We start from the raw sequence: 12,156 nt of genomic DNA, 5'->3' as shown, positions 1-12,156 counted from the left end.
CCGCCTCATTCACGAGCGGAGCCAGACATGAATCCAGCAAACCAGGGCAGCACCGAATCCGTCGAGAGCGACGTAGGCGGCCGCGTGCGCATCTTCGACACTACCTTGCGCGACGGCGAGCAGGCCCCCGGCTTCTCGATGGACCGGCGTGCGAAATTGCGCATGGCACACGCCCTGGAGGCGCTGGGTGTCGACATCATCGAGGCCGGGTTCCCCCAAGCCTCACCCGATGATTTCGCCGCCGTGGCGGAGATCGCGAGGACGCTGACGACGCCCACGATCGCCGCACTGGCCCGATGTCAGCCAGCGGACATCGACAGTGCGGGTAAGGCATTGCAAGGCGCGCGACACTCACGGATCCACCTGTTCCTGTCCACCAGTCCCCTGCACCGCGAGCACAAGCTCGGCAAAAGCAAGCAGGAAGTGATCGATATCGCCGCAACGGCGATCCTCCGGGCCAAGGCCCTCGCTCACGAAGTCGAATTCTCCGCCGAAGACGCGCTGCGCACCGAGCCAGACTATCTGGCCGAGATCTTCTCCGTCGCCGTCGAAGCCGGTGCCTGCGTGCTCAACGCGCCCGACACCGTCGGCTACGTCACCCCCCAGGAGATCACCGAGATGTTCGCCTACCTGCGCAAGCATGTACGCGGCGCGGACCGCGTGGTGTTCTCCGCGCACTGCCACGACGACCTGGGCATGGCCACCGCGAACAGCCTGGCCGCGATCAGCGCCGGCGCACGGCAGGTCGAATGCACCATCAATGGCATCGGCGAGCGGGCCGGTAATGCGGCGCTGGAAGAAATCGTGATGGCGCTACACACGCGCCGCCCGCTGTTCAAGGTCGATACCGGCATCGTCACCGAGCGCCTGTTCCCCACCTCGCGCCTGCTCGCCGAGGTCACCAACCAGGCCGTGCCGCGTAACAAGGCCATTGTCGGCGACAACGCCTTCGCCCATGAATCCGGCATTCATCAACACGGCATGCTCAAGCACCGCGGCACCTACGAAATCATGCGTCCTCAGGACGTCGGTGCGAAAACCTCGCTGGTTCTCGGCAAGCATTCCGGCCGCCACGCGCTGCGCCAGCGGCTGGTCGAACTCGAGTACCAGGTCGATGAAGCAACGCTCGACGCCGTCTTCGATAGTTTTAAAACCCTTACAGACAAACAGCGCTCAGTGACCAACGATGACCTCTGTTCTCTGATGGCCATGCATCAAAACAACACCGCGACCGCCGCCGTCGCCCTTAGTCCCTGAAGGAGCACCACATGGAAGCCCCGACCCATCTCTGGCACAACGGTCGCATCAAGACCTGGGCCGACGCCACCGTCCATGTCGGCGCACATGCGCTGCATTACGGATCCTCCGTGTTCGAGGGCGTGCGCGTGTACGCTACCCCCGACGGACCGCGCTACTTCCGGCTGGAAGAACACACCGAGCGCCTGTTTCACTCCGCGCGCATCTACGACCTGGCCATCCCATTCGACGCCGATGCGATCAACCGCGCCTGCCGCGACGTGATTGCCGCCAACGGCCTCACCTCGGCCTATGTGCGCCCGATCGTCTTCCGCAGCGGCTTCACCTTCAGCCTCGCGCCGCCGCTGGATACCGCGGTGGACGTGGCCATCATCGCCCTGCCCTGGGGCGCGTACCACGGCGCGGATGCCATCGAGAACGGCGTGGATGTGTGCGTCTCCTCCTGGAACCGCGCGGCGCCCAACACCTACCCGAGCGGCGCGAAGGCCGGCGGCAACTACCTCAACAGCCAGCTGATCGCCCGCGAAGCGATCAACGGCGGATTTGCCGAAGGCATCGCCCTGGGCACCGACGGCCTGCTGAGCGAAGGCGCCGGCGAGAACCTGTTCATCGTGCGCAAGGGCACCATCTACACGCCACCGGCCGCGTCGTCGATCCTCTGCGGCATCACGCGCGATTCCGTGCTGACCCTCGCTCGTGAACGCGGTTTCGACGTCGTGGAGCAGTCACTGCCGCGCGAGATGCTCTACTTCGCTGACGAAGTGTTCATGACCGGCACCGCGGCGGAGGTCACCGCCGTGCGCTCGGTCGATCGCAAGCCCGTCGGCAATGGCCGCCCTGGTCCGATCACGCGCCAGTTGCAGGAAGACTTCTTCGGCTTGTTCGACGGCCGCACCGAAGATCGCTGGGGCTGGTTGAGCGCCATCGATGAACCTGCCGTCGCCGGGAGGGCTGCCGCATGAGCGCGCGTACCCTGTTCGATAAGCTGTGGGACAGCCATCAGGTCGCTCCTGAAACGGAGAGCACGCCTGGCGTGCTGTACATCGACCTGCACCTGGTCCACGAAGTGACCTCACCGCAGGCCTTCGACGAGCTGCGCTCGCGCGGCCTGAAGGTGCGTCGCCCCGATCGCACGCTGGCGACACTCGACCACTCCACACCGACCCTGCCCGCCAACGCGAGTGGCGTTCGTCCGTACTACACGAAGGAAGCCGAAGCGCAGGTTGCGAAACTGGAATCCAATGTCCGCGAGTTCGACGTCGAGCTGATGGGCTGGGATAGTCCCCAACGCGGCATCGTGCATGTGGCCGGCCCCGAGGTCGGAGCGACGCAACCGGGCATGACCATCGTCTGCGGCGACAGTCATACAGCCACCCACGGCGCGTTCGGTGCGCTGGCTTTCGGCATTGGCACCACCGAGGTCGGCCATGTGCTGGCCACGCAGTGCCTGCTCCAGCGCAAGCCCAGGTCGTTCGCCATCCATGTGGACGGCGCATTGCAGCCCGGCGTTACCGCGAAAGACCTGATCCTGCACATCATCGGCAGCATCGGCATCGGCGGCGGCACGGGTTATGTGCTCGAGTACAAGGGCGACGCAGTGCGCGCCCTGTCGATGGAAGAGCGCATGACCGTCTGCAACATGTCGATCGAGGCGGGCGCACGCGCCGGCCTGATCGCTCCCGACGAGACGACATTCGCCTGGCTGGAAGGTCGCGAGCGCGTACCGAAGGGCGAGGCCTGGGACCGCGCCGTCGCCTATTGGCAGACACTGCCCAGCGATACCGGCGCGGCGTACGACCGCGAAGTACGCATCGACGCCTCGACCATCCAACCTTCCGTCACCTACGGCACCCACCCGGGCATGGTCGTCGCCATCCACGCGAACGTGCCCGCCGCCGCCGACGCCGTGGAACAGCGCGCGCTCGACTACATGCAGGTGGTGGCGGGCAAACCAATGGCTGGCGAACTCGTCGACGTGGTGTTCATCGGCAGCTGCACCAACGGCCGCCTGTCCGACCTGCGTGCGGCAGCCGGCATTCTGCGTGGACGCCGTGTCGCGGCCGGGGTGCGCGTACTGGTGGTGCCCGGCTCCGAGCAGGTCCGTCGCGACGCCGAACGCGAAGGGCTGCACGAGGTCTTCCGCGCTGCTGGTGCCGAGTGGCGCGAGCCAGGCTGCTCCATGTGCATCGCCATGAACGGCGATCTCGCCCAGCCGGGCCAGCTCGTCGTCGCTACCAGCAACCGTAACTTCGAAGGACGCCAGGGCAAGGGCGCACGCACCGTGCTGGCCAGCCCGCTTGTCGCCGCCGCCTCGGCGGTGGCCGGGTGCGTCGCCGATCCCCGCGAATACATGACCCAGGAAGTTGCCGCATGAGCCAGACCACCCGCCCGCTCGCCTACGTGCATTCGTGCACCGCGGTGTTGCGCAACGAGAACATCGACACCGACCGGATCATCCCCGCGCGGTTCCTCACCACGACCGAACGCACCGGTCTGGGCAAGCACTGCTTCGAAGACTGGCGCTATGCCGCCGACGGCAGTGACGACCCCGCGTTCCCGCTGAACCAGCCCAGCGCACGCGGCTGCGCGATTCTCGTCGCCGGCCACAACTTCGGCTGCGGTTCCTCGCGTGAACACGCGCCGTGGGCCCTGCTGGACTACGGCATCCAGGCGGTCATCTCCAGCGAGATCGCGGACATCTTCCGTGGCAATTCGCTGAAGAACGGCCTGCTCGCCATCGTCGTAAGTACGGCCGAGCATCGCTGGCTTCTCGACAACCCCGGTATCGAACTGCGCATCGACATCGCCGAGGGTTCGATCCGCCTGCCCGATGGCGGCACGATCCGTTTCGACCTCGATGCCTTCTCCCGTCATTGCCTGCTCAACGGCGTGGACCAGATGGGCTTCCTGTTGCAACAGGAGGCTGCCATCGCCGCCTTCGAACACCGCCTGGAGGAAGCCGCATGAAGGCCCAGATCGTCGTATTGCCGGGTGACGGCATTGGCCCCGAAGTAGCAGCGGCCGGCGTCGCCGTGCTGCGCCAGGTGGCCGAGCGCTTCGGTCACCAGTTCACCTTCAGCGAGCATGCCATCGGCGGCGATGCCATCGATCGCTTCGGCGATCCGCTGCCGCCGGCCACGCGTGAAGCGCTGCTCGCCGCGGATGCCATCCTGCTGGGTGCGGTCGGCGGCCCGAAGTGGTCGGACCCGAATGCGAAAATTCGCCCCGAGCAGGGCCTGCTGGCCATGCGCAAGCTGCTCGGCGTCTTCGCCAACGTGCGTCCGCTGAAACTGCATCCGCGCACCGCGGCGTTGTCACCCCTGAAAGCCGAACGCACACAGGGTGTCGATCTTGTCTTCATTCGCGAACTCACCGGCGGCATCTACTTCGGCGCGAAGACGCGAAGCGAAACCGACGCCTCCGACGAGTGCCGCTACAGCGTCGAAGAGATCGAGCGCGTCGTTCGCCATGCTTTCGAACTGGCACGTACACGCAAGAAGAAAGTCACCTCGGTGGACAAGGCCAACGTGCTGGAAACCTCACGCCTGTGGCGCTCGGTCGCGACGCGCGTTGGTGCCGACTACCCCGACGTTGAGCTGGAACACCAGCTGGTCGATTCGATGGCAATGCACCTGCTCACCCGTCCCGCCGACTACGACGTCATCGTGACCGAAAACATGTTCGGCGACATCCTGACCGATGAAGCCTCGGTGCTCGCCGGTTCGCTGGGCCTGTCGCCTTCCGCGTCCATCGGCGGTCCGGGCGCCGGCGTCTACGAGCCCATCCACGGCTCCGCGCCTGATATCGCCGGGCAGCAGCTGGCCAACCCCCTGGGCACGATTCTCTCGGCCGCCATGTTGCTGCGCCATTCACTGGGCCTGGTCGACGAGGCCGCCGTGGTGGAAGCCGCGGTGGATCACGTACTCGAGCACGGCAATCTCACGCGCGACCTGGGTGGCAATGCGACGACGTATACCGTGACGCGAGCTGTTCTGGATGCATGTAACGCCAAGGCGGAGGCCGCATGAACGAGAAGAAGATCCCCATCCGCACGCTGCGCAGCGATGCGATCAAGACCGGACCGGATCGCGCTCCGGCACGCGCCATGCTGCGCGCCACTGGCCTCGACGACGAAGCGATCGCACGGCCGATGGTCGCGATCGTGCACAGCTGGTCCAACGTGTCGCCGTGCAACCTCAATCTGCGTGACCTTGCCGAAGCGGCGGCCGAGGGCGTGCGCGCCGCCGGGGGTACGCCGGTGGAGTTCAACACCATCGCCGTCACCGATGGTATTGCCATGGGCACCTCCGGCATGCGTTCGTCGCTGGTCAGCCGCGAGGTGATCACCGACTCGATTGAACTGGCGGTGGACGGCCATTGCCTGGATGCGATGGTGGTGCTTTGCGGCTGCGACAAGACGATTCCGGCCGCCGCGATGGCACTGGCGCGTCTCAACATCCCTGGCGTCGCGCTCTACGGTGGCAGCATCGCGCACGGTAGTCGCAACGGTTGCCCGATCACCGTGCAGGAAGTGTTCGAAGCCGTGGGCGCGCACGGTGCGGGCAAGATCGACGACGCCGAGCTGGACGACGTCGAGCGCCATGCCTGTCCGGGCGCCGGAGCCTGTGGCGGCCAGTTCACCGCCAACACCATGGCGATGGTGCTGACCACGCTGGGTCTGTCGCCGGTGGGTTTCAACGATATTCCCGCCACCGACCCGGCCAAGCGTGAGGCCGCCTTCCGCTGTGGCGAGCTCGCCATGGCTTGCCTGGACAACCACCGCCTGCCGCGTGACGTGATGACACGTGCGGCCTTCGACAACGCGGCACGCATGGTGGCGGCGACCGCCGGCTCAACCAATGCCGTGCTGCATCTGCTGGCGATGGCCAACGAGGCCCGCGTGCCGCTGAGCATCGAAGACTTCGAGCCTGCGTCAGCCAATACGCCGGTGATCGCGGACCTGAAACCCGGTGGTCGCTATAGCGCCGTGGAGCTGACTGCCGCTGGCGGCACCGCCATCGTTGCGCAGGAGCTGCGCAGGGCCGGGCTGTTGACGGATACGCCGACAGTCACCGGGCGCAGCCTGTTCGCGGAGCTGGATGCGGCACCTCCGGCAGCCGAGGGGCAGCAAGTCGTGCGCTCCGTCGCCCATGCGTTCAAGCCGCGCGGCGGTTACAGCATCCTCTACGGCAACCTGTCACCGGAAGGCTGCATCCTGAAGCTGGCTGGTCACGGTCGCACGAGCCACGCCGGGCCTGCGCGCGTGTTCGAAAGTGAGGAAGAGGCCTTCGCGGCCGTGCAGGCAGGCCGGATCCGCTCCGGCGACGTGATGGTCATCCGTAATGAAGGCCCCGCCGGCGGCCCGGGCATGCGCGAAATGCTGGCCGTCACCGCCGCCCTTGTCGGCCGCGGCCTCGGCAACGACGTGGCCCTGATCACCGACGGCCGGTTCAGCGGCGCTACGCACGGCTTCATGGTGGGGCACATCGCACCGGAAGCAGCGCGCGGTGGCCCGATCGGACTGATCCGCGAAGGCGATGCGATCTTCATCGATGCCTCGACACGCGAACTGCGAACCGACGCCGACCTCGCATCGCGCCGCGGCACATGGCAACCGACACCGCCGAAGGTGACGCGAGGTGTGCTGGCGAAGTACGCGCGCCTCGTGGGCTCGGCGGCGGAAGGCGCCGTTACGCAGGCCTTCGACGATGCGCCCGCAACGACAGCCGCCACGACGCCCATCCGACGCAAGTCCGATGAAGAAAACATGACTCAGGAGCTGATCGGCAACTGAGGCTGACTCATGTGGGAGCCTACTTCGTCGGCGATTCCTGCGAAGCGAGAACTCCGACCTTATTGCGAGCCCTATCGCCGCTGAAGCGGCTCCCACACAAAGCATCGCCACACGCAGTACCCACAGCCATTCGCCAGTACGCATCAGGAGACACCCCCGTGACCGATAAGCAAGCCACTACCGCTCCGCTGCAAAATGCCCGTATCGCCGTGCTCGGCTACGGCAGCCAGGGTCGCGCACACGCGCTCAACCTGAAAGATTCCGGACTCGACGTGGTGGTTGGGCTGCGGCCCGGCGGCCCGTCATGGAGCCGCGCCTATGTCGACGGCTTCGCCGTGGCCGAGCCCGGCGACGCTGTGCGTGGCGCGGACCTGATCGCCGTGCTCACGCCGGACATGACCCAGCCGGGGATCTACAAAGAGTCGATCGAACCGAACATCAAGCCCGGTGCGACGTTGCTGTTCGCGCATGGCTTCAACGTGCACTTCGGCCAGATCGACCCGCGCAAGGACATCGACGTGGTACTCGTCGCGCCGAAAGGTCCGGGTGCACTCGTCCGCCGCGAATACGAGATCGGTCGTGGTGTGCCCTGTCTGTACGCCGTGCACCAGGACGCCACCGGCCATGCAACCGAACGCGCCACGGCCTACGCCGCGGGCATCGGCGGCGCACGCGCCATGCTGATCGAAACCGACTTCAAGGAAGAAACCGAGACCGACCTGTTCGGTGAGCAGGCCGTGCTCTGCGGGGGTGCCAGCGAACTGGTGATCAAGGGCTTCGAAACCCTGGTCGAAGCCGGCTATCGCCCGGAGATCGCCTATTACGAAGTGATGCACGAGCTCAAGCTGATCGTCGACCTGTTCTACGAGGGCGGCATCGCCCGCATGCTCGAGTTCATTTCGGAGACGGCGCAGTACGGCGACTACACGCGCGGACCGCGCATCGTCGACGAAGGCACGAAGCAGCGCATGAAGCAGGTACTCACCGAGATCCAGGACGGTACGTTCGCCCGTGAGTGGACGGCCGAGTACCAGGCCGGCCTGCCCAACTACAAGGCATTCAAGCAGCGCGATCTGGATCACCCGATCGAGAAGGTCGGCGCCCAGCTGCGCGCACGGATGCCCTGGCTCGCCACCAACCAGCCAAAAGCTGCCACCGAACCCGCCAAGGCCGACTAATCACCAGGCAATGGCGCACACGCGCCCTTCTGTAGGAGCCGATTCATCGGCGATCCCGTGGCAGCGGGACTATTGCGGCGAGCACCCGTCGCCGCTGAAGCGGCTCCTACACGAGCTCCGGCTCTTCGACGCTAAAGGACTCAGATACCCGTGAACGCGCAACTGGAACCCGTCGGCGACATTCGCCGCGCAGCCGTGAATCATCCCCTGGCCGGCAAGTCCATGACCGGGGCGGACATCGTCGTGCAGGTGCTTGCCGATGAGGGCCTCGATGTACTTTTCGGTTACTCCGGCGGCGCTATCCTTCCCGTGTACGACGCGGTATTCCGCTACAACGAAAGCCACCTCCACGAGGATGGCAGCGAATCCCTTCCGCTCATCGTTCCCGCCAACGAGCAGGGCGCCTGCTTCATGGCGGCGGGCTATGCGCGCGCCTCCGGGCGCGTCGGCGCCGCACTGGTCACCTCCGGCCCTGGCGCGACCAACGCCGTGACGCCGGTGCGTGACTGCATGGCCGATTCGATTCCCCTGGTTGTCATCTGTGGTCAGGTCCCCACCGGGGCGATCGGCACCGACGCGTTCCAGGAGGCGCCCATCACCGCGATCATGGGCGCCTGCGCGAAGCACGTGTTCCTCGTCACGGATGCATCCACGCTCGAGGCCACCCTGCGTACTGCCTTTCATATAGCGCGCAGCGGGCGACCGGGACCGGTGGTTATCGACATTCCCAAGGATGTCCAGAATGCCCCGCTCATCTTCGAAGGCCGTCGCGAGCTTGCCGTGCGCGGCTATCGGTCCCGCCTGCACGCCGTGGAGTCCGCCGTCATCGACGACACTCACTGCGCCGAGTTCTTCGCCACACTCGCCAAAGCGGAGCGTCCACTCATCTATGCAGGTGGTGGCATTGTCTCGGCTGGTGCAGCCGATGCCCTGCGCGAGTTTGCGCACGCCTTCGGCCTGCCCGTCGTCACCACGTTGATGGGCATCGGTGGCTTCGACACTACCGACCCGCTCGCGCTGCACATGCTCGGCATGCACGGCGCGGCCTATGCGAACTACGCGATGGACGACTGCGATTTCGTCTTCGCCCTGGGTGCGCGCTTCGATGACCGCGTGGTGGGTGTGCCGGCCAAGTTTGCACCCAAAGCGCGGGCCATCGCCCAGATCGACATCGACCCGGCCGAGATCGGCAAGGTGAAGGCGGTGGACTGGCAACACATTGGCTCACTCGATACCTCGCTGGATCGCCTGCTGGCTTATGGACGAAGCATCGGTTTCAAGACCGACTACGCACCGTGGCACGCCCACGTCGCCGCGCTCAAGAAAACACATGCCATGGACTTCTGCCGTGACGGCGCGGCCATCCACCCTTGTGCGGTCATCGAGGCGATCAACCGCATCACCGACGGGCGCGCCATCATCAGCACCGGGGTCGGCCAACATCAGATGTGGGCCGCGCAGTACTTCGACTTTCGCGAGCCGCGCAGCTGGCTCACTTCGGGCTCGATGGGCACCATGGGCTTCGGCCTGCCCGCCGCCATCGGTGCGCAGTTTGCACGACGCGACCGCATCGTGATCGATATCGACGGCGATGCGAGCATCCGCATGAACATCGGCGAGATGGAAACCGTCACCACGTACAACCTGCCCGTCAAGGTCCTGGTGATGAACAACAGCGGCGACGGCATGGTTCGCCAATGGCAGAAACTGTTCTTCAAAGGCCGGTTCTCCGCGTCGGACAAGAGCCTGCACAAGAAGGATTTCGTTCGCGCCGCCCAGGCCGATGGCTTCGAGTGGGCGCGACGCCTTGAACAACCCGCCGACATTGAGTCGGCAATCGCCGCGTTTCTCGCCTTCGACGGCCCCGCCTTTCTCGATGTGGTGATCGATCCCGACGCTGGCGTGTATCCCATGGTCGGACCCGGTTCCACCTATGCCGAGATGATCACCGGCGACTGGATTGCCAGTCGCCATGCACCGGTGATCGACACCGCCGAACCCACAGGGATGTTCTGACCATGCGCCACCTGATCTCCATGCTGTTGCAGAACGAAGCCGGCGCACTGGCACGTGTCGCCGGCCTGTTCGCCTCGCGCGGCTACAATATCGAGTCACTCACCGTGGCGGCGACGCACGATGTCGAAGCGTCTCGCCTCACCCTGGTGGTGTTCGGCGACGACGCTGTCGTTGAGCAGATCATCAAGCAGACCGCGAAGCTCGTCGACGTGATCGAGATCGCGGAGATCACCCTACGCGAACATGTGGAGCGCGAACTCCTGGTCACCCACGTCGAAGCCGGCGCAGCTGCCGTCGATGCCTGCCTCGCCCAGTTCGGTGGACGCCTCCTGCAACGGGCCGGCAACCAGTCGGTGGCGGAGTTTACCGGCCGGGCTGAGGAGGTAGACTCTTTTCTCGATGCGCTCCGCCTCGTGGGTAACATCGTCGATCACGCACGCAGTGGTATCGCCGCGATCGAACGCCCCATCGCAATGGCCTGACGGGAGCCACCCGTCGCTCAGAAGTAGCTGATCTCGAGTCCAAGGTCGCTGGAGAAGCCGATGTCTGCAGTGAGGTCCAGGTCATTGACGGGATGGATGCTCGGCTCCGCCACTACCCTTACATAAAGATTCGTCATGTTGACGGGAGCCTCCGTACTGTTCGCCTGTGTCACGAAACCCACCGCGAAGAGGCCGTTCCTGATCGGCAGCTTCTCGGTATGCGGCGTCGAAGGCCCCCACGTAGCCTGGCCTAGGTCGGCGTCGCTGCTAGCACCGGTCGCGTAGCCTTTTGTCTTTCCGTCAATCAGGGTCGTGTGTGAGATGAACTTGAGTCGAAGGTTACCCACCTGGTTATCGCCTTCGACCGAGCGCATGGGGAAGGCCTCGGGGTCGGACGCGTCCTGCCCGCCACCTTCCCTGATGACGAATGCAAAGCGCTGGGGCTGCGGGCACGTAACGGTAATCGGAACCTCCTTGTCCCCCAGTTTCGTAGGTTGAGTGGGATCCGGATTCAGCATGTCGCGCCGGATTGTTCCGAGGCTCAGCGTGCTTTGAACTGCCAGGGAACATGCGGCGCCTGGCGTAATGGCACCCCTGACCAGCAGATCCGCGCTTGATTCACCGGCAGAGGCTGATGTGGCAAGCACCAGAGATGCCGAGGTGCAAAGAATCTTCAGGTTTCTCATGTGACTTCCTTCTTGAGTGTCTGTATTGGCAGGCGCTTCCTGCCTGCGTTCGTGAATAGCTTCTGTCAGAAGTACCTGATCTCGAAGCTGACGTCGGTGCTGAAGACGATGTCGTCGTTCAGGGAAAGCTCGTTCAAGGGGCGGATCTGCGGATACAGCAGAAGGGTTGTGTAGAGGTCCTTGACGTATGAGGGGGTGTCGCTGCTGCCCTCACTGGTGACGAAGCCCGCCACCTGCCTGCCGTTCGAGATGGGCATGATGCTGCCGGTCGACGGGCCCCAGATTGCATTCGCAAGATCCGCCACCTCGTCGGTCCCTGTGACGTAGCCATTCTCGCCATCCATCCTCGTCGCGTTGTTGTCGAAACGGATGAAAAGACTTCCTGTCGGAAGATGATCAGGGTCCGACACGAGTCCGAAATCCAGTATGTGGTTGCTCGCCCCGTGCGACGTGCTGCTCACGGCCAGCGCGTAGCGCGATCGGCTCCCGCAGTTGATGTCCATCCGTACCTTTTCCTCCTTCAGCGGCGTCGGCGTGGTCGCATTGAGCTTGTCTCGCTTCAGCCGACCCAGGTCGATGAGGCCATCGCCGACAGTCACCCCACAGGCCCCGCCTGGAATAATGCTGCCACCGACGCGGAGCTCCGCGCTCGAGGCGTCCGCTTCGCTCGCAGCGGCCACGACGGGGAACATGATCGCGAGAAGGATCGGGCGGTATTTCATTGAAACGTCTCCTTTGCGGTT

Annotated in this window: 10 protein-coding genes and 1 pseudogene; 9 read left to right on the top strand and 2 right to left on the bottom strand. The window is 65.0% G+C overall.

Features of this window, described 5'->3' with window-relative positions:
- Positions 1 to 27: 27 nt before the first annotated feature.
- The 9 genes and pseudogenes from C8J98_RS17835 to ilvN form a co-directional block, all read left to right on the top strand.
- Positions 28 to 1,233: pseudogene (locus tag C8J98_RS17835) on the top strand (2-isopropylmalate synthase); the annotation flags it as partial.
- A gap of 35 nt (positions 1,234 to 1,268) precedes the next feature.
- Positions 1,269 to 2,219, top strand: a complete 951-nt coding sequence (locus C8J98_RS17830) for a branched-chain amino acid transaminase (RefSeq protein ID WP_107914535.1) — start codon at positions 1,269 to 1,271, stop codon at positions 2,217 to 2,219.
- Positions 2,216 to 3,631 carry a 3-isopropylmalate dehydratase large subunit gene (leuC, locus tag C8J98_RS17825; RefSeq protein ID WP_107914534.1) on the top strand — a complete coding sequence of 472 codons (1,416 nt, stop codon included), beginning with the start codon at positions 2,216 to 2,218 and terminating at the stop codon, positions 3,629 to 3,631. Before C8J98_RS17830 ends, leuC begins: the two co-directional genes overlap by 4 nt.
- On the top strand, positions 3,628 to 4,224 hold the full coding sequence (leuD, locus tag C8J98_RS17820) for a 3-isopropylmalate dehydratase small subunit (protein ID WP_107914533.1): 597 nt from the start codon (positions 3,628 to 3,630) through the stop codon (positions 4,222 to 4,224). The genes leuC and leuD overlap by 4 nt, the downstream gene beginning before the upstream one ends.
- On the top strand, positions 4,221 to 5,285 hold the full coding sequence (leuB, locus tag C8J98_RS17815; protein WP_107914532.1) for a 3-isopropylmalate dehydrogenase: 1,065 nt from the start codon (positions 4,221 to 4,223) through the stop codon (positions 5,283 to 5,285). Before leuD ends, leuB begins: the two co-directional genes overlap by 4 nt.
- A 26-nt stretch (positions 5,286 to 5,311) precedes the next feature.
- Positions 5,312 to 7,051, top strand: coding sequence for a dihydroxy-acid dehydratase (ilvD, locus tag C8J98_RS17810; protein ID WP_107914711.1), 1,740 nt, complete (start codon positions 5,312 to 5,314; stop codon positions 7,049 to 7,051).
- Between the two features lie 158 nt (positions 7,052 to 7,209).
- Positions 7,210 to 8,229, top strand: coding sequence for a ketol-acid reductoisomerase (ilvC, locus tag C8J98_RS17805; protein WP_107914531.1), 1,020 nt, complete (start codon positions 7,210 to 7,212; stop codon positions 8,227 to 8,229).
- Positions 8,230 to 8,451: 222 nt separating this feature from the next.
- Positions 8,452 to 10,245, top strand: a complete 1,794-nt coding sequence (gene ilvB, locus C8J98_RS17800) for a biosynthetic-type acetolactate synthase large subunit (protein ID WP_107914709.1) — start codon at positions 8,452 to 8,454, stop codon at positions 10,243 to 10,245.
- A 2-nt stretch (positions 10,246 to 10,247) separates the two neighbouring features.
- Positions 10,248 to 10,727: an acetolactate synthase small subunit gene (gene ilvN / locus C8J98_RS17795; protein ID WP_107914530.1), complete on the top strand. Its 480-nt coding sequence runs from the start codon at positions 10,248 to 10,250 to the stop codon at positions 10,725 to 10,727.
- A gap of 17 nt (positions 10,728 to 10,744) precedes the next feature.
- Here the strand turns inward: ilvN and C8J98_RS17790 are convergent, their stop codons facing one another.
- Positions 10,745 to 11,413 (bottom strand): DUF1120 domain-containing protein, encoded by a 669-nt coding sequence (locus C8J98_RS17790; protein WP_107914529.1) that lies wholly within the window; start codon positions 11,411 to 11,413, stop codon positions 10,745 to 10,747.
- A gap of 65 nt (positions 11,414 to 11,478) precedes the next feature.
- The gene (locus tag C8J98_RS17785; RefSeq protein WP_107914528.1) at positions 11,479 to 12,135 is read right to left on the bottom strand and encodes a DUF1120 domain-containing protein; all 657 of its coding nucleotides are present in this window, start codon (positions 12,133 to 12,135) and stop codon (positions 11,479 to 11,481) included.
- Positions 12,136 to 12,156 lie beyond the last annotated feature (21 nt).

It is taken from the genome of Luteibacter sp. OK325, assembly GCF_003050935.1.
GTDB lineage: Bacteria > Pseudomonadota > Gammaproteobacteria > Xanthomonadales > Rhodanobacteraceae > Luteibacter.
The sequence above is the reverse complement of the archived record's forward strand: the minus strand, read 5'-3'. Positions and strand labels throughout refer to the sequence as shown.

Excerpts from the sequence above, each read along its gene's own strand:
- leuB (WP_107914532.1), top strand. The coding sequence starts at position 4,221 with ATGAAGGCCCAGATCGTCGTATTGCCGGGTGACGGCATTGGCCCCGAA.
- C8J98_RS17785 (WP_107914528.1), bottom strand. The coding sequence starts at position 12,135 with ATGAAATACCGCCCGATCCTTCTCGCGATCATGTTCCCCGTCGTGGCC.
- ilvN (WP_107914530.1), top strand. The coding sequence starts at position 10,248 with ATGCGCCACCTGATCTCCATGCTGTTGCAGAACGAAGCCGGCGCACTG.
- C8J98_RS17830 (WP_107914535.1), top strand. The coding sequence starts at position 1,269 with ATGGAAGCCCCGACCCATCTCTGGCACAACGGTCGCATCAAGACCTGG.
- leuD (WP_107914533.1), top strand. The coding sequence starts at position 3,628 with ATGAGCCAGACCACCCGCCCGCTCGCCTACGTGCATTCGTGCACCGCG.
- ilvB (WP_107914709.1), top strand. The coding sequence starts at position 8,452 with ATGACCGGGGCGGACATCGTCGTGCAGGTGCTTGCCGATGAGGGCCTC.
- C8J98_RS17790 (WP_107914529.1), bottom strand. The coding sequence starts at position 11,413 with ATGAGAAACCTGAAGATTCTTTGCACCTCGGCATCTCTGGTGCTTGCC.
- leuC (WP_107914534.1), top strand. The coding sequence starts at position 2,216 with ATGAGCGCGCGTACCCTGTTCGATAAGCTGTGGGACAGCCATCAGGTC.